General features: G+C 34.7%; 14 protein-coding genes. 11 read left to right on the forward strand and 3 right to left on the reverse strand.

Annotation, left to right across the window (positions count from 1 at the left end; genetic code table 11):
- Positions 1-195: 195 nt before the first annotated feature.
- On the reverse strand, positions 196-927 hold the full coding sequence (locus tag QLQ94_RS16080) for a tyrosine-protein phosphatase (protein ID WP_271337312.1): 732 nt from the start codon (positions 925-927) through the stop codon (positions 196-198).
- Between the two features lie 299 nt (positions 928-1,226).
- Between QLQ94_RS16080 and QLQ94_RS16085 the strand changes: the two genes are divergently transcribed.
- The gene (locus QLQ94_RS16085) at positions 1,227-2,477 is read left to right on the forward strand and encodes a sensor histidine kinase (RefSeq protein ID WP_482497800.1); all 1,251 of its coding nucleotides are present in this window, start codon (positions 1,227-1,229) and stop codon (positions 2,475-2,477) included.
- Positions 2,478-2,527: 50 nt separating this feature from the next.
- Here QLQ94_RS16085 and QLQ94_RS16090 read toward each other — a convergent pair whose 3' ends face one another.
- On the reverse strand, positions 2,528-3,241 hold the full coding sequence (locus QLQ94_RS16090) for a ThuA domain-containing protein (RefSeq protein ID WP_482497802.1): 714 nt from the start codon (positions 3,239-3,241) through the stop codon (positions 2,528-2,530).
- A 425-nt stretch (positions 3,242-3,666) separates the two neighbouring features.
- On the opposite strand from QLQ94_RS16090, the gene QLQ94_RS16095 reads away from it, so the two are divergent.
- The 7 genes from QLQ94_RS16095 (at position 3,667) to QLQ94_RS16125 (ending at position 10,791) form a co-directional block, all read left to right on the forward strand.
- Positions 3,667-5,604 (forward strand): oleate hydratase, encoded by a 1,938-nt coding sequence (locus tag QLQ94_RS16095; protein WP_482497804.1) that lies wholly within the window; start codon positions 3,667-3,669, stop codon positions 5,602-5,604.
- Between the two features lie 201 nt (positions 5,605-5,805).
- Positions 5,806-6,693: an AraC family transcriptional regulator gene (locus tag QLQ94_RS16100; RefSeq protein WP_271337308.1), complete on the forward strand. Its 888-nt coding sequence runs from the start codon at positions 5,806-5,808 to the stop codon at positions 6,691-6,693.
- Positions 6,694-6,751: 58 nt separating this feature from the next.
- Positions 6,752-7,774, forward strand: a complete 1,023-nt coding sequence (locus QLQ94_RS16105) for an LLM class flavin-dependent oxidoreductase (protein WP_482497806.1) — start codon at positions 6,752-6,754, stop codon at positions 7,772-7,774.
- A gap of 372 nt (positions 7,775-8,146) precedes the next feature.
- Positions 8,147-8,494: a nuclear transport factor 2 family protein gene (locus tag QLQ94_RS16110; RefSeq protein ID WP_271337306.1), complete on the forward strand. Its 348-nt coding sequence runs from the start codon at positions 8,147-8,149 to the stop codon at positions 8,492-8,494.
- 67 nt (positions 8,495-8,561) lie between these two features.
- On the forward strand, positions 8,562-9,494 hold the full coding sequence (locus QLQ94_RS16115; RefSeq protein ID WP_271337305.1) for an NAD-dependent epimerase/dehydratase family protein: 933 nt from the start codon (positions 8,562-8,564) through the stop codon (positions 9,492-9,494).
- 415 nt (positions 9,495-9,909) lie between these two features.
- Positions 9,910-10,077, forward strand: a complete 168-nt coding sequence (locus QLQ94_RS16120) for a hypothetical protein (protein ID WP_271337304.1) — start codon at positions 9,910-9,912, stop codon at positions 10,075-10,077.
- Positions 10,078-10,278: 201 nt separating this feature from the next.
- Complete coding sequence (locus QLQ94_RS16125; protein ID WP_271337302.1) at positions 10,279-10,791, forward strand: PRC-barrel domain-containing protein; 513 nt, start codon at positions 10,279-10,281, stop codon at positions 10,789-10,791.
- 263 nt (positions 10,792-11,054) lie between these two features.
- On the opposite strand, the gene QLQ94_RS16130 is transcribed toward QLQ94_RS16125, so the two are convergent.
- Positions 11,055-11,306 carry an NAD(P)H-binding protein gene (locus QLQ94_RS16130; RefSeq protein ID WP_271337301.1) on the reverse strand — a complete coding sequence of 84 codons (252 nt, stop codon included), beginning with the start codon at positions 11,304-11,306 and terminating at the stop codon, positions 11,055-11,057.
- Between the two features lie 510 nt (positions 11,307-11,816).
- Between QLQ94_RS16130 and QLQ94_RS16135 the strand changes: the two genes are divergently transcribed.
- The 3 genes from QLQ94_RS16135 to QLQ94_RS16145 all read left to right on the forward strand — a co-directional run bounded on the left by QLQ94_RS16135 (position 11,817) and on the right by QLQ94_RS16145 (position 17,165).
- Complete coding sequence (locus tag QLQ94_RS16135; RefSeq protein WP_427402873.1) at positions 11,817-12,860, forward strand: aldo/keto reductase; 1,044 nt, start codon at positions 11,817-11,819, stop codon at positions 12,858-12,860.
- Between the two features lie 164 nt (positions 12,861-13,024).
- A complete protein-coding gene (katG, locus tag QLQ94_RS16140) occupies positions 13,025-15,301 on the forward strand; it encodes a catalase/peroxidase HPI (protein WP_427402874.1) in 2,277 nt (758 codons plus the stop codon).
- 220 nt (positions 15,302-15,521) lie between these two features.
- The gene (locus QLQ94_RS16145) at positions 15,522-17,165 is read left to right on the forward strand and encodes a DUF6377 domain-containing protein (RefSeq protein ID WP_482497809.1); all 1,644 of its coding nucleotides are present in this window, start codon (positions 15,522-15,524) and stop codon (positions 17,163-17,165) included.
- Positions 17,166-17,188: the final 23 nt, after the last annotated feature.

Here is a 17,188-nt window from a genome sequence, read left to right on the forward strand (position 1 = left end):
ATTCTAAAAAAAGCTCAACAGATTTATTAATTCAAGAGTTAGTTTGATATTTAAAGTTGCAGATTGTTGGTCAAAATTGAAATGCGATTTAATTATTGTTAGTAAAAAGCTGTTCGATCGAACAGCTTTTTTTGTATCCTGGCTTTTTTATTAATTTTTGAGGACTATTAAGACTTTTATATTTTGCCGTAGGAGCTAGAGAAAAATTGTATTGTTTTCCAGCAAACGATCCATTTTCTTTTTGTCCGGAATCTGAAGAGGTACGGTTTTAAATTGAGTAATTTCAGTTGCACTATGAATGTCTGATCCCGTAAAATCATATAAATCATTTTTAAACAATTCTATTGCCTGTCTTTGAATGCTTTTGCCATAATACCCCGTTAGCGATAATAAGTTCAATTGAAAAAAGACACCGTATTCTTTTAGTTTCTGATATTTACCAATAGAATTATGAAAATAAAGATACCGTTCAGGATGCGCTATAATGACTTTATAATTTTTTGTTTTTAACTCAAACAGCATTTCATACAGGTTCAAAGGATTATTAAACAAATTGAATTCTATCAGAATATAATTTTTCGATAATCCAAGCAATTTTTCTTCCCTGCTTTTTTCTATTAAAGTATTGTCCAGCATATATTCGCTTGCATACCCTTTTAAAAACATTCTATTGTCATCGTTTTTTAGCGCTATTTCATAAGCCTGTCTTATACTTTCAGAAGTATTATTCCAGAGCCCGTTAAAAGTGTGCGGTGTAGCAAAAGCGGCCTTAATATTTAGCGCTTTCATTTGCGCTATTAGATAATTTGTTTCTTCCGGTGTTTTGGCACCATCATCAATTCCTGCCAATATATGGTTATGAATATCAATATAGCCATCAGGTAGTATTTCTTTTAGATAAAATTTTGATTTGAATATTGAAAACATAAAATTGATTTTTGCTTCAAATTTATTTAAGCACCGCCTTAAAACAATTGCCAATCAAGGACAATAAAGTCTTAATCAGGACATTTAAATCTTTCCTGATTAATTATTTTCCTGTTTGTATAGTGACATTTACAGCCTGAAATTATCCGTTCTTTTAATATCTCAAACCTATAATGTTCCAACTTTTACCATTAGATTCAAATAGCATTTATATATTATATTTTTTTGGAAATTTATTTATAAGTATCCTTATTTTCAGTTATTCATTTTCGTATGCGACAAGTAAGAGCAGGAAAATTTTGAACGGTTTAGGCATTTCAAAATTATTATTAACCGTAGGCTGGGTGCTGATTCTTTTAAGGAACGTCATCTCAGATTTTATTTCAGTCAATATTGCCGTTACAATCATTTTTATAGCCTGTTGTTACGAAACGACTGCAATGTTGCCATTTTCGAATTTAAAACCAAAGAAAAGTTACCAATTACAAATAGCGATAACCAGTATTGCATCCGTTATATTCAACGTTGCAGTACTACTTGAAGCTACAATTAATACGCGCATCCTAATTATTCTAATGGGAATATTTGCTGTTTATTTACCTACCACGATCAGTCATTTCAATCAAAACAAGCATAATTTTTCCCGAAATTTTTATCCGCTTTGTTACGCCGGATTTGAAATTCTGCTATTGATACGCATACTTTATATCTTTTTTAATCCTAAAAATGTATTTTTTTTCAATCCCACATTAGACAGTTTGTACAATATAAGCTCGTTTTTGTTGGCTTTCACAGGTACAATTGGATTTTTATTATTGATAAAGAAAAAACAAGATCTTAAAATTCAGAAACTGTTAGACGATAAAAATATATTTTTTTCTATAATCGCCCATGATTTGAGAGGACCATTGGGATCATCAGTAGCGCTTTCGAAACTATTGATAGAAGATATCAAAGAAGGCAACCACGGAGAAATCAGGGAAATTGCAAAAGTGCTGCATCAATCAAACGAAAACACGTATAAATTACTGGACAATCTCTTAGGGTGGTCCGGGGCACAAACAGGAATGATGGAATACAGTCCTGAAAAAATCACACTAAACAAATTGATTAACGAAAATATAGAACTCAATCAGAATGCAGCACTCAACAAAAACATTGATCTTTTGTTCGAATCAACTGAACAAATAGAAGTCGAGGCAGACAAAAAAATGATTGATACCATTGTACGTAACTTATTGAACAATGCGATTAAATTTACGGATACAAATGGTAAAATCGCAGTCAGGGTACAAAGGAAACAGCAGAATGCAGAAATATCAATTACAGATAACGGCATTGGAATTCCGGACCTGATAAAAGAAAAATTATTTAAGATTAACGGAAAAGTGATTCAACGAGACACGGACAACGAAATGGGAAACGGAATGGGATTACTGCTTTGCAGTGAACTTATAAACAGACACCAAGGTAAAATCTGGGCAGAAAGTGAACCGGGAAAGGGAAGTACCTTTAAATTTTCGGTACCACTAGAAGCGTTTAGAAATTAGAAAGACAGTATAATTTCAAACCAAATACCCAAGCCGGAAGACAGGATATTTTATTTTTTTTGCGCTGCCCAAAAAATAGAGTTTCTGAGTAATGTAGTATATGCTTCATTATCGAATAACTCCGGAGCATGCCCCATAAAAATATATACATTTCGGGCAGTAAAATGAGGATTGGTCCAAATCACGGGATGATCGCCCATTTTTATTGCTGAAGAAGGTTCATAAGTAGCTTCATCTACTGAAGCCATTACATGAACATTTTGTCTGGGACTTTTATTATAAATATACCATTCTTCCTTTTTTACAAAAAAACTGGCAGGAACACCTTTCATTATAGGATGCGACGTGTCTTCAATATTTACTTTGGCAGTCGCAAAAGCCGGAATGTAATCCTTAAATTGTATCCCGCCCATAAAATCAGAGAACCATTGCCAGATTGGATATCCGTCAAACTCACCAAGTAAAGTCGCGTGGTGCAGCCCAATCCATCCGCCTTTACCATCATTCATATATTTCTGAAAAGCCTTCATAGATTCCTCACTCCAGGTATATGGCGGGTAATCTAATTGTATAAAAACCTGATATTTTTTTAAAAGAGCCTCATTAATTGTTTTAGTATTCTCGATATAATCAATGGTAAAACTGCTGTCAATTGCCAGTTTATTGAGCCATGGTTTTGCAGCGGTTGTAAAAGGCAAATGATGTCCGCCGTTCTCATACAAAACCAAGGCTTTGAATCTTGACTTTTTTGATGTCTGAGCCATACAAGACGTTTGAAATAAAAAAACCACCAGTACTAAATTGACTACTATAAATATGTTTTTCACGTATTATCTTCTATTAGAATAACTGCAATTTTTTATAAGGGCAAATTACGAAAAGTAAATAGTTATTACGATAAAAACAATTGCCTAAAGTTGTCAAGTTTTTAGTATTGACCAGCCTCCTGCTTTAGGTGAGCGTATTTAATAACTGGAATAATAAGGCTTTAGCCAAATCAACATTTATAGGGTAGTTTTTTTAAGTTAGGAATATGGCATTTCGGTTCTTCAAAACACACATACTCTAAAGTTACAGTTATTTATACGCTCAGGAAAAACGGAATTTAGGGATAGCAATAATGAATTTAGGGATGCAGATTATCCTACAGGTACTCTTAACTTTGAGTAAATCAAAAAATAGATTAGTTATGAGTTCTACCACTTCAAAATTCGAAAAAATATTAAAGGCTTCAAAAGAGTATGGAAATGTGAACCATCAACCTGACTCCAGTAAAGAGATTCAAATTAATACACCTGAAAAAACAATGCCTTTTTCAGATCAAATAGGGAATTATCAGCGCAATAAAGCGATTCCAACAAAATCGTACAAAGACAGCAAAATTTATATTGTAGGCAGTGGTATCGCAGGAATGGCTGCAGCCTATTATTTAATTCGTGACGCTCATGTTCCGGGGGAGAATATTATTTTTCTGGATCAGCTGCACGTTGATGGCGGATCCCTGGATGGTGCCGGAAATACGACCGACGGTTACATTATTCGTGGTGGCCGTGAGATGGATATGACGTATGAAAATCTTTGGGATATATTTCAGGATATTCCCGCTCTGGAGCTGCCGGCTCCTTATAGCGTATTAGACGAATATCGTCTGGTAAATGATAATGATCCTAATTACTCAAAAGCCAGACTAATTCATAAGAAAGGTCAGATTAAAGATTTTAGTAAATTTGGACTGGATAAAAAAGATCAGCTTGCCATCATTAAGCTTTTGCTTAAAAGGAAAGAAGATCTTGATGATATTACTATCGAAGACTATTTTAGCAAATCTTTTCTTGAAAGTAACTTTTGGTTTTTCTGGCGTACGATGTTTGCCTTCGAAAACTGGCACAGTTTATTAGAATGTAAATTATATATGCACCGTTTCCTGCATGCTATAGACGGAATGAAAGACCTTTCGTGTCTGGTTTTCCCTAAATACAATCAATACGATACATTTGTTACGCCTCTTAGAAAGTTTTTACAAAGCAAAGGGGTACAAATTGACCTTAATACACTCGTAAAAGATTTAGATATTCATAGTGATGTCAATGGCAAAGTTGTCGAAGCCATCATTATAGAAAAAGACGGTAAAGAAGAAAGAATTCCTGTAGGCAAAGAAAATTACGTAATTGCTACAACAGGCTCAATGACAGAGGATACTTTTTATGGTGATAATGTAACTGCACCGGCTATTAAATTAGATAAAAATAATAGCGGACAAAGTGCCGGATGGAAACTGTGGAAAAACCTGGCTGCGAAATCGCCTGTTTTTGGAAATCCTGAAAAATTCTGTGGCAATATCGAAAAATCTTCCTGGGAATCTGCTACACTTACCTGCAAACCTTCAGCTTTTACAGAGAAAGTAAAAGAGTTATGCGTAAACGATCCTTACTCAGGCAAGACTGCAACTGGAGGAATTGTTACGATTAGTGATTCAAACTGGTTAATGAGCTTTACCTGTAACAGACAACCACATTTCCCGGATCAGCCGGATGATATTTTAGTGATTTGGATTTATGCCCTTTTTATGGATAAAGAAGGTGATTATGTCAAAAAAACAATGCCGGAATGTACAGGTAATGAGCTTTTGGCAGAATTGGCACATCATTTAGGGATTATTGACCAACTCGATAATATTGTAGAAAATACAATCGTCCGCAGTTCCTTTATGCCCTATATCACTTCTATGTTTATGCCAAGAGCAAAAGGCGATCGTCCGCAAGTTGTTCCTGAAGGCTGTAAAAATCTAGGTTTAGTGGGACAATTTGTAGAAACCAATAATGATATTGTATTTACGATGGAAAGTTCAGTACGAACTGCCAGAATAGCGGTTTATGAGTTGTTGAATTTAAACAAACAGGTACCCGATATTAATCCGTTACAATATGATATTCGCCACTTACTTAAAGCAGCACAATCACTAAACGATTATGAGCCAATAGTAGGAGAGGGGCTTTTAAGAAAATTTCTAAAAGGAACGTACTACGAACATCTGCTTGTCGAAAACGAAGATTCGCAGGATCATGAGTCTTTCTTTACAGAACAACTTAATAAATTGAAACATTGGATAGGTGGAATTAGAGACTAAAATCTAAACAGGACCCATCTACTTTTTACAGGATAATATTCTAAAAAAAATGACACCTCAACTCTTTGTTTTGGTGTCATTTTTATATTATTTAAACTGTAATCTGATTTAAAATTGATGGTAATTTATAGAGCGTCATAAACCATAATTGCTTATTTTTATGCTAAAATTAGTTTTCCAAAACAATTTGAAGCAACATTTATGCAGGAAGATAAACTTTACGATAAAATAAGCGACACACTGGCTTACTTTGAGGTCGACAACTGTTTGCCTTATTATGTCTCTTCCGGTAAAAAGCAATTAGAATATCCTCAGAAACCTTTTCGGATGGATTATTACTCATTATGTCTTTGTCTCGAAGGTGATATTACGATTGTAATTGACGGGCAACAGCATTATATTCGTCAATTTAGTTTATTACTTGCGAGACCGGCAACCATTATTGCTTTTCAAAATAATAGTGAAGACTTTCGAATGAAATTGCTCTTTTTTGAAAAAGAGTTTCTTCTTAAAAATTTATCAGATCCGTTTATCATCGAAAGACTTACTTTTTTTAAGGATAAGTCATATGAGATAATGTGCCTCAGGGAACAAGAAGCTAAAAGGCTGTTTAAGCTGATGAAATATCTTGAAAACAAAATTAAAGCAACGCTCAAATTCAAGGATGAAATCATCAGGACTATAATATTCAACCTGCTATTAGAAACAGCTGAATTTTTACCTGAGGAAAAAGAGGATAACGTTTTGGTTTTAAACAATCCAAAGGAAATTTATTTTCAGTTTCTTGATCTCGTTATGAATAATATTAGCCAGCATAAAGGCGTAAATTATTATGCACAAAAACTGCATATCTCAAATAAATACCTCATTCATATTGTAAAAAAGGCTGTTGATAAAACACCTCACCAAATTATTGATGCCCATTTACTAAAAGAAGCAGTCGTTTTACTAGGTAATCCGGCAATTAATATCAGTGATATTGCTTATCGATTGCGTTTTAACTCCGTTTCTGCCTTTGGACGCTTTTTCAAGAAACATTCTTCTATCTCACCTACAGATTACCGACGACTGCAAAATCTGTCGCACTAGTTACAAAGCTCAATAATGATGCGTATATTTGAATTAGTAAATAATAATCATGCTATCTATGAAGAAAATAGGATTTTTATCGTTTGGGCATTGGGCAGATCATCCTTCCTATAAAGCCCGTACGGCAAGTGATACACTGCTTCAGTCTATAGATTTAGCTGTTGCCGCAGAAGAAATTGGTGTGGATGGCGCTTATTTCAGGGTACATCATTTTGCAAAACAACTAGCATCACCTTTTCCTTTACTTTCGGCTATCGGCGCTAAGACAAGTAAAATAGAAATTGGTACAGGCGTTATCGATATGCGGTATGAAAACCCTCTGTATATGGTTGAGGATGCCGGTGCTGCTGACTTAATTTCAGGAGGACGTTTGCAATTAGGAATTAGCAGGGGATCACCGGAGCAGGTTGTTGATGGATGGCGTGCTTTTGGTTACCAACCTGATGAAGGCGAAACAGATGCCGATATGGGGCGTAAAAAAGCTTTAGAGTTTTTAGACAAACTTAACGGTGTAGGATTTGCACAGCCAAATCCTAATCCAATGTTTCCCAATCCGCCTGGTTTATTGCGTCTTGAACCGCACTCAGAAGGATTAAGAGATCGTATCTGGTGGGGAGCCGCATCTAATGCTACGGCTATTTGGGCTGCTGAAAACGGGATGCACCTGCAAAGTTCTACCCTGAAGTATGACGAAAACGGGAAACCTTTCCATATTCAACAAGCAGAACAGATCAGGATATATAAAGAAGCCTGGAAAAAAGCAGGACATAAACATGAACCTCGAGTTTCAGTAAGCCGTTCGATTTTTGCACTGGTCAACGATCAGGACAAATACTACTTTGGAAATCAAGGAAAAGGGGCTGATAGTTTTGGCAATATAGAAAGTGATAAACGCGCAATCTTCGGAAAGAGTTATGCAGCTGAGCCGGATAAACTAATTGCTGAGCTGGCTCAGGATGAAGCTATTCAGGAAGCGGATACATTATTGCTGACGATACCCAACACATTAGGAGTTGAGTACAATGTTCATATACTATCGACGATACTAAAATATATTGCCCCGGAGCTGGGCTGGCGTTAATTTTTTTCAAAATAAATACTTAATGCCATGACATTAAAAAAAAGCACATTTCGTAAGGAATGTGCTTTTTGCTTTTAATAATTACGGACTTTTCCCTGGCTTTCCTGTTATGGCAACAGGTGGCACAAGTATATTAAGTATTCAGGAATCTATATCTTCAGGGTCTAAAGCAATTGTTCTTTCTCCACCTTCCAATAAAGATTTATTCAAAATAATGATGGATAAATATAGAAAAAGTGTCAAGTATTCCTAAGCAAAAAGTCAATTAAAATCCATTCTTAGATTAGAATTTGATTAGTAATGTAAAAATTAAATGACATTAAATTATTAAATTTGAAAGTGACAATAAAACAAACAATTAAAAAACAGTATATGGATTTGAATAATAAAGCAATACTGGAAATGGCAAATAAAGCGCTTACTGCAGGAAATAATGAGGGCTTTTTGTCTTTTTGCACTGACGACACGCATTGGACTTTTGTAGGTGATAAAACCCTGAAAGGAAAGGAAGCTGTTAGAGAGTATATGGCAAAAGAATATTTAGAGCCCCCACAATTCATAGTCGAAAATTTAATAGCTGAAAATGATTTCGTTACGGCAGTCGGCAAAATCTCCCTGAAAGACGAAAACGGAAATGAGACTCACTATTCATATTGCGATGTCTGGCATTTTCGAGAAGGCAAAATGTCTGAATTAAAAGCTTTTGTAATATCGATATAGAGAAGAACGAAAGTAATAGAGATACGATTTTTATTTACCGTAGATTTCATTAAATTTATATAAAAAAATGCAGACAATATTAGGGGCAAACGGAATAATTGGAGAAGAACTGGCTAAAGTATTACGCCTTAACTATACCAATAAAATAAAGCTCGTTGGACGAAACCCAAAGAAAGTTCATGAAGAAGATATTTTATTCAAATGTGATTTGCTGGATCCGCAAAGTGTAAACGCTGCGCTGGCAGATACTGATATTGCTTACCTTACTGTAGGCCTGCCATATGAGTCTGAATTATGGCTCAGGCAATGGCCTGTTATAATGACCAATGTAATTTTGGGCTGTAAAGAACATGGATGTAAACTTGTTTATTTTGACAATACCTACGCTTATCCGCAAGGGAGTAAAATTCAAAACGAAAACACTCCTTTGGAACCTGGCGGTAAAAAAGGAATGGCAAAAAAAATAGCTGCTGAATTGTTATTAGATGCTATTGAGAAAAAGGAAATTAACGCTGTTATTTGTCGGGCACCTGAATTTTATGGACCGGGCAAAACTAAGGGAATTACAAATGATCTTGTATTTGGAAATTTGCAAAAGCATAAAAAACCAAAATTTTTGCTGAATGACAATGTAAAGAGAACCTTAATTTTTACTCCTGATGCCAGTAGGGCAATGGCCCAAATTGGTAATACGGATAATGCTTATTCACAGACATGGCATTTACCATGTGATGATGACCGATTAACATTCAAAGAATTTATGGAAGAAATATCCAAACAATTAGGACGAAAAATCAGTTACGGTAAATTAGGCGCATTCATTTTAAAAATTGCAGCGGTTTTCAATCCTTTCGTCAAAGAAACTTTGGAATTATTGCCACGATATGCGATTGACAATATTTTTGATTCCTCTAAATTTAAAAAACGATTTCCTGACTTCAGGGTAACAACCTACCAAGAGGGTATTAAAATTATTTTGAAAGATTATAAAATCGAATAAAGCTAATTATCATTTATGCTTTAGTTTCTGAGTTGAAAAAGATAGATTTTTATATAATACAATAGTTTTCGAGTTTTGGTTTTGAACATCCACAATCTTTCAGCAAACTATTTAAAATAAAAACCAATCAGTCTCCGTTGGAGTTTCGACAGTCCTTTAACTAATTTGTATACAGAATGAATATTTTGAATATTTAAGATAATGGAAGATATAGTGGATTGAAAATATAAAAAAGCCCATTTCGTTAAGAAATGGGCTTTTCTGTTCATGATTAAAACATTAAAGTTGCCTTTCAGATTCATCTACTGGGAATTGTGTAACATCCTGCTGAAATTAAATATTTCTTAAACTCAACTCATTTGTATCTTTAATAGGATATTAAAACTATTTATATAATCAAAAAAAAAAATGAGTTATGGCAGAAATTAAAATTGAGAAAAAGAAGCCAGTATGGCCATGGATTGTAGCAGTCCTGTTGATCGCAGCACTTATATACTACATCTTTTTGAAAGATAACGTGACGCAAAGTGATAACAGTGTAGAAATTGAAAATACTACAAGTACAGACAATACGACAAATTAACTAGAAGAAATGCAGCGATGAAAACAGCTTTTTCTTCACGAAATAAACTTTGTTATAATTATCCTCTACATTTTTTTGACATTGGTTTATAAAGGTATTTCGTGAATTTGTTTTCCATGATAAAACAAGGTAGACTTAAAAAGTAAAAGTATCCTGCAGCCAGACTAGCGAAAAATAATTTTTAATACTAAAAAAATATTTATGGAAAATAAAGATAAAAATTTATACAGATTGGATGAACTTTCTGATTATAAAATTGCTTCGAACTATCCTGATGTACGAGGATGGAAAATAGTAGACGCTGACAACCGCACTATAGGCACAATTGATAATCTTTGGGTTAATAAAGATATGAAGCGTGTTGTATATCTAGATGTGAAAGTAGATAAAGCATTAATTGAAGATAGCCGTAATGAAGTTCATAATGCTATAGCGAGCGAGAACGAAAAGGAGTTTACCTACAAAGACGGCGACAACCATGTTATAATACCTATTGGATCGGTTAATATCAATAAAGACACAAAAATTGTTATGGCTAGCAACATAGGATATGATACATTTAGAAACACAAGCAGATATAACAGGGAATACAATTTTAACAGGGAGTATGAAAGAAGAGTAATGAAGTCTTATTATCCTGAAAACGATCCTAACTCTGTTTATTATAGTGATGATGATTCTTTTTACAACCGCAGAGAATTTGACAACAAATAGCGGTTCTTCATATAATTTGCATCAGGAAGCCAACATTTGATATACTAATCGCTTTGCACTAAAAGTGCAGGGGTTTGTTTTGCGAGGGACTTTCAGTCCCTCTTTTTTTTATTGAAGAATGAAGTTTGAGTTGTTACATACTTAATATTGGTATGTTTTCAAGTCAATTTATGAAGATAATTATTTTATTAAGAACATATTTTTTTCAAAGTGAATATTTAGTTTACTTACAATTATTAGTTGCTGAAGTATAATTTTATTTATCATTTTTCAGCTAACATTGGCATTTTTCGATTATAAGTTTCAGTATATAAATTATCAATAAAAAATTTAGCAAGTAGTTTACGGCTCATCCGGCACGGTCTTAGTTTGTGGTCATAGGTAATGTCTAATTTTCCTAAAGTTTCATTTTCGTTTAAGCCAACAGGTCTGGCTATAGTCCAGTTTATTGCAGACTTCTGGATCAAAAATTCCTGTGCATTATGGTCATCAAAAATAATCTTAAAATTTGTCATCCTGATCAATAGCTTTACATACCGAAGCAGAACTATCCCAGTAATAATTGTGATCAATTTTAAGTCTATTTTTTATAAATTAAGAACAGTATTAGTCTCAGATATTAAAACTTCATTATTAGTTTTCTTTCTATACAGATTTGGAGTGATTTTCTTTTTTTAATAATTAGACAAATGACTTTCATCCGTAAAACCAACTACTTGAGCAATTTGTTCTAAGGTAATTTATTTTCTTCCAATTCGTCAATAACTAATGTATCAAATTGTCGCAATCATTTTGTGATGGAAATTTACAAGTATTTGATGGAAATTTACAAGAAAATATTTAATTTAAATGAAGAACTTTGTCATAATAAACTAAGCTTATGCTGAGAATAGGCTATTTATTATTTCTGAGGTCAGGAAAATTAGAAAAGATTTTATAATGCTTTGCAGTAGGTATGGTTTTAAAAATAATTTGGAATAGATTAATGAATGCCTTTAAAAAAAACACTAATAAAAAATAAAATTATGGAATATAGACAATTGGGCGATTCAGGATTACAAGTTCCTGTATTGAGTTTTGGTACAGCCACCTTTGGCGGAGGAAATGATTTTTTTAAGGAATGGGGCAGTACTCAGGTTGAGGAAGCTAAGAAACTTGTAAATATATGTTTAGAGTCAGGAGTTAATCTCTTTGATACGGCAGATATTTATTCAGATGGTTTGGCAGAAGAGGTATTAGGCAAAGCAATTGCAGATCACCAAAGAGATCAATTGCTGATATCAACAAAAGCTACATTCACATTTGGCCAGGGACCTAACAATCAGGGATCATCCAGGTATCATTTATTAAAACAAATAGAAGGCAGTCTTAAAAGGCTGGGTACAGATTATATTGATATTTACCATATGCATGGTTTTGATGGAAATACACCTGTTGATGAAACTTTACGCACATTAGACGATCTGGTTCAAAGTGGAAAAGTACGTTATATAGCAGCTTCCAATTTTTCAGGATGGCATTTAATGAAATCTCAGGCATTATCTGAAAAGTATGGCTGGAATCGTTATATAGGCCATCAGGTATATTATTCGCTTGTTAATCGTGAGTATGAATGGGAGTTAATGCCATTGGGATTAGATCAAAAAGTGGGAGGTATTATCTGGAGTCCGTTAGCAGGAGGGAGACTGGGCGGTAAATTTAGCAGAACAAAAGACTGGCCCAATACAGGTCGTGTCGCAGGAGGAGGAAGTCCCGTACCAGAATCAGGAATAGAGAAAGAACATCTTTTTAAAATTACGGATGCTTTAGAAGTTATTGCCGGCGAGACTGGAAAATCAATATCGCAAGTAGCTTTAAATTGGCTTTTGCAGCGCCCTACTGTATCGACGATAATAATAGGAGCAAGAAACGAGGAACAGTTAAGACAAAATCTTGGTGCTATAGGCTGGAATCTTAGTCTTGATCAAATCAAGAGGCTCGATGAAGCAAGTGAAGTTAATCCAATTTATCCTTATTGGCATCAAAGACAGAATCTTACATTAAATCCGATACCTAATTTTTACAAATAATCAGGATGAAATTTAAATTAAAGCGAGGTAATTTTACTTCGCTTTTTTATTCTGAATTTCTGTTGAATAGATTTTAACTATCAAAGAACAAATAATTATTATGTATACTGATAACAATCTTTTCATTTAGTTTGTAAATTAGTATCAAATTAAAATTTTGAATTATGGAGGATAAATCGAACGACATCAGCAAATGCCCTTTTCATAATGGCAGCATGGACAATCAAGCCGCGAGAGGTACAAAAAACAATGACTGGTGGCCAAAGCAACTCAGGGTAAATATACTGAGACAGAATTCAGCCTTATCAAATCCAATGGATAAGGACTTTAATTATGCCGAAGCTTTTAAGAGTCTTGATCTCGAAGCAGTAAAGAAAGATTTGCACGAGCTTATGACAGATTCGCAAGATTGGTGGCCTGCAGATTTTGGTCATTACGGAGGTCTTTTTATCAGAATGGCATGGCACAGCGCAGGAACATACCGCGTTGAAGATGGTCGCGGTGGTGCAGGCGCAGGACAACAGCGTTTCGCCCCTCTTAACAGCTGGCCGGACAATGTAAGCCTTGATAAAGCCCGCAGATTGTTGTGGCCTATTAAACAAAAGTATGGGCGAAAAATTTCATGGGCAGATTTAATGATATTGACAGGAAATATTGCCTTAGAATCGATGGGGTTCAAAACATTTGGTTTTGCTGGAGGACGTGCTGATGTGTGGGAACCGGATGAATCAGTTTATTGGGGATCTGAAACCACATGGCTGGGAGGAGATGAGCGTTACAAAGATGGTTCAGAAGGTGTGCCGAAGGATCACGGTGTGGTTTCATCTGATGACGATGCTGATGGTCATATTCATTCCAGAAACTTAGAAAAACCTTTGGCAGCTGTACAAATGGGACTTATCTATGTAAATCCTGAAGGTCCTGATGGTAATCCGGATCCTATCGCAGCAGCTAAAGACATCAGAGATACTTTTGGACGAATGGCAATGGATGATGAAGAAACTGTAGCCTTAATTGCAGGAGGACACACCTTTGGTAAAACTCATGGTGCAGCTCCTTCTGACCATGTGGGCAAAGAACCAGAAGCGGCAGACCTCGAAGATCAGGGATTTGGCTGGAAAAATAGTTTTGGTTCCGGTAAAGGTCCTGATGCTATTACCAGCGGACTTGAAGTGATCTGGACCAAAACACCAACACAGTGGAGCAATAACTTTTTCGAAAATTTATTTGGTTTTGAATGGGAACTTTCAAAAAGTCCTGCCGGTGCTCATCAATGGGTAGCTAAAAACGCTGAACCTATTATTCCGGATGCTTTTGATCCTGCTAAAAAGCATTTACCAACGATGCTTACCACAGATTTATCTTTACGATTAGATCCTGCGTACGAGAAAATATCACGCCGATTTTTTGAAAATCCTGACCAGTTCGCAGATGCTTTTTCTCGTGCATGGTTTAAACTGACACATCGTGATATGGGACCGGTTTCCCGTTATTTAGGACCTGATGTTCCTCAGGAAGAACTTTTATGGCAGGATCCGATTCCTGAAGTAAATCATTCTTTAATAGAAGAAAATGACATCAATCAATTAAAAGAAAAAATAGAAAATTCAGGCTTAAGTATTTCACAATTAGTTGCAACGGCGTGGGCTTCGGCTTCGACTTTTAGAGGATCTGATAAGCGTGGTGGCGCAAATGGTGCGCGTATCAGACTAGCTCCGCAAAAAGACTGGGAAGTGAATAATCCTGCACAGCTGAAACAAGTTCTGGAAAAACTGGAAAATCTTCAGAATGAATTTAATAATGCACAGAGTACCGGAAAAAAAGTATCACTTGCAGATACAATAGTTTTAGCAGGTACAGTTGGGGTAGAGAAAGCAATAAAAGCTGCAGGTTTTAGCATTAAAGTGCCGTTCTCTCAGGGGCGTATGGATGCTTCTGCACAACAAACCGATGTGGAATCTTTTGGATATCTTGAGCCTAAAGCGGATGGGTTCCGTAACTTTCGAAAAACAAAATCTACAGTAACTACAGAGGAACTATTAATCGATAAAGCCAATTTACTAACCTTAACCGCACCAGAATTAACAGTGCTTTTAGGCGGACTTCGCGTGTTGGACATTAATACTGATGGTACCAAAAATGGTGTTTTTACACATCGTCCCGGACAGCTGACAAACGATTTTTTTGTAAATCTTCTTGATATGAGTACCCAGTGGCAGGCAGTTTCAAATGATAAAGAACTTTATACAGGAAACGATCGCAAAACAGGGCAGCCTAAATGGATAGCAACAAGAGCAGATCTTGTTTTTGGTTCTAATGCAGAATTAAGAGCAATTGCCGAAGTATATGCAAGTACTGACTCACATGAAAAATTTATAAATGACTTTGTCGCCATTTGGAACAAAGTAATGAATCTGGACAGGTTTGATTTAAAAAGATAAAATTTAAATAAAAAACAATTGAAAAAGAGATGCAATCTAATCAGCATCTCTTTTTTTTTGTCATAGGCAGAACTTTCTAAACTGATGTTTTTTTGACTGCATATACCAGCTATTTTTTTTAGTCGTTATATAAAATAAATTATTCAAATAAAATGCGAATTTGCATATATTTGCATGATTCCAAAAAAATTTTGGAGTATCATAATTTAAATCAAAGGTTTTGTTTAAGAAAAGTATAATCTCCATTTTATTAATTTTATTTGTCACTCTTTGTTTTGGAAATGTAAACGATTCATTACGTCTTAAACTTGACTTTGCCATACAGCATAAAGCGGATTATTCTGCCCTTAAAGACAAAAGAACATCGAAATTAAGAAAAGCTCTAAAAGAAAACAATTCACTCGAGAATCAGTATTTGCTGAATCAAAAATTGTACACAGAATACCGGAAATATAAAATTGATTCTGCTTTATATTTTGTTATGAAAAATGTAAAGCTCTCTGATTCCTTTAATGAAGCAGATTTTAGGACAAATGCTGTCCTGCACCTAGCCAATGTATATTCTGCAAGCGGACGTTTTTTAGAATCTGAGAAACTGCTTAAATCAATTCAAACCAGTACGCTTTCAAAGGATCAAAAAAAGACTTATTTCGAATTTTATATTGAATTTTTTGAGCAATACGCTACTAATAATCCCAGTAAATACTACACTAAACAAATAGATGTTTATAGAGATTCATTACTCTCTGTTTTAGATTCTCAATCCTCAGAATACAAAGTAAATTTAGCCCTGCGTTCAATTAATAAACAGGATTATAGTGCAGCCAAACAGAATCTGGAAGAATTGTTTTATTCTCAGGACCTTAAAAAATCTCAGTATGCAATGTGTGCCTATATTCTGGGCAATATCAGTATGCGCAATAAACAATACGCAGAAGGAATCGATTATTATACGCTGGCAGCAATAACAGATATAGAAACAGCAACAAAAGATCAGGGAGCGATCCAGAATCTTGCGATATACAATTACTATAATGGCAAAATTGATTTGGCTTATAAGTATGCAAAATCAGCTCTTGAAGATGCAGTATTCTGCAATGTAAAATTTAGAACACTAATGATGTCAGAGTTTTATTCGATTATTAATGCGGCATATCAGAAAAAAGCAGAGAAAAATAAAAAGCAGCTTCAAATTTATATTGCCTCTGTAAGTGTTCTCAGTGTTTTTTTAATTGGTTTAATTTTTTACATCTACCGTCAGATGAGACGTTTGTCGAGAGTAAAAAAAGCACTTTCAGACTCGGCACAAGAACTTCAGGAGCTTAATTCTGAATTTCAGGCTGCAAATGAGCAACTCAAAGTATTCAATGAGCAGCTCAACGAATCCAATAATATAAAAGAAGAATATATAGCACAGTTTTTTGATATCTGCTCGTCTTATATTAACAAAATGGAAGATTACAGACGCAAACTTTATAAAAAAGCTGTTAGCAGGCAATTTGTTGATTTGACTAATATTTTAAAATCAAATGATACAATAGATCAGGAACTTCTTGAATTGTATCAAAAATTTGACAGTGTTTTTATTAAGCTTTACCCTGAATTTACCATAGATTTTAATGCACTCCTTGCAGACGGAGAGAAAATTACTCTTAAAGAAGGAGAAATACTTACTACAGAACTCCGCATTTTTGCTCTTGAAAGACTTGGTATTAAAGACAGCGATAAAATTGCTTCCTTTTTAAGGCTTTCTATGAGTACTATTTATAATTACCGAACTAAAATTCGCAATAAAACGAGCTATTCGAAAGAAGAGTTCACTAAAAGACTGGAGAAAACCGGCAGCAGGTCGAATGGGCTTTAAGACCAATCTTTATCTCGCGACAT

The sequence above is a fragment of the Flavobacterium sp. B114r genome (assembly GCF_056824125.1).

Excerpts from the sequence above, each read along its gene's own strand:
- QLQ94_RS16080 (WP_271337312.1), bottom strand. The coding sequence starts at position 927 with ATGTTTTCAATATTCAAATCAAAATTTTATCTAAAAGAAATACTACCT.
- QLQ94_RS16090 (WP_482497802.1), bottom strand. The coding sequence starts at position 3,241 with ATGGCTCAGACATCAAAAAAGTCAAGATTCAAAGCCTTGGTTTTGTAT.
- QLQ94_RS16095 (WP_482497804.1), top strand. The coding sequence starts at position 3,667 with ATGAGTTCTACCACTTCAAAATTCGAAAAAATATTAAAGGCTTCAAAA.
- QLQ94_RS16100 (WP_271337308.1), top strand. The coding sequence starts at position 5,806 with ATGCAGGAAGATAAACTTTACGATAAAATAAGCGACACACTGGCTTAC.
- QLQ94_RS16105 (WP_482497806.1), top strand. The coding sequence starts at position 6,752 with ATGAAGAAAATAGGATTTTTATCGTTTGGGCATTGGGCAGATCATCCT.
- QLQ94_RS16110 (WP_271337306.1), top strand. The coding sequence starts at position 8,147 with ATGGATTTGAATAATAAAGCAATACTGGAAATGGCAAATAAAGCGCTT.
- QLQ94_RS16115 (WP_271337305.1), top strand. The coding sequence starts at position 8,562 with ATGCAGACAATATTAGGGGCAAACGGAATAATTGGAGAAGAACTGGCT.
- QLQ94_RS16120 (WP_271337304.1), top strand. The coding sequence starts at position 9,910 with ATGGCAGAAATTAAAATTGAGAAAAAGAAGCCAGTATGGCCATGGATT.
- QLQ94_RS16125 (WP_271337302.1), top strand. The coding sequence starts at position 10,279 with ATGGAAAATAAAGATAAAAATTTATACAGATTGGATGAACTTTCTGAT.
- QLQ94_RS16130 (WP_271337301.1), bottom strand. The coding sequence starts at position 11,306 with ATGACAAATTTTAAGATTATTTTTGATGACCATAATGCACAGGAATTT.
- QLQ94_RS16135 (WP_427402873.1), top strand. The coding sequence starts at position 11,817 with ATGGAATATAGACAATTGGGCGATTCAGGATTACAAGTTCCTGTATTG.
- katG (WP_427402874.1), top strand. The coding sequence starts at position 13,025 with ATGGAGGATAAATCGAACGACATCAGCAAATGCCCTTTTCATAATGGC.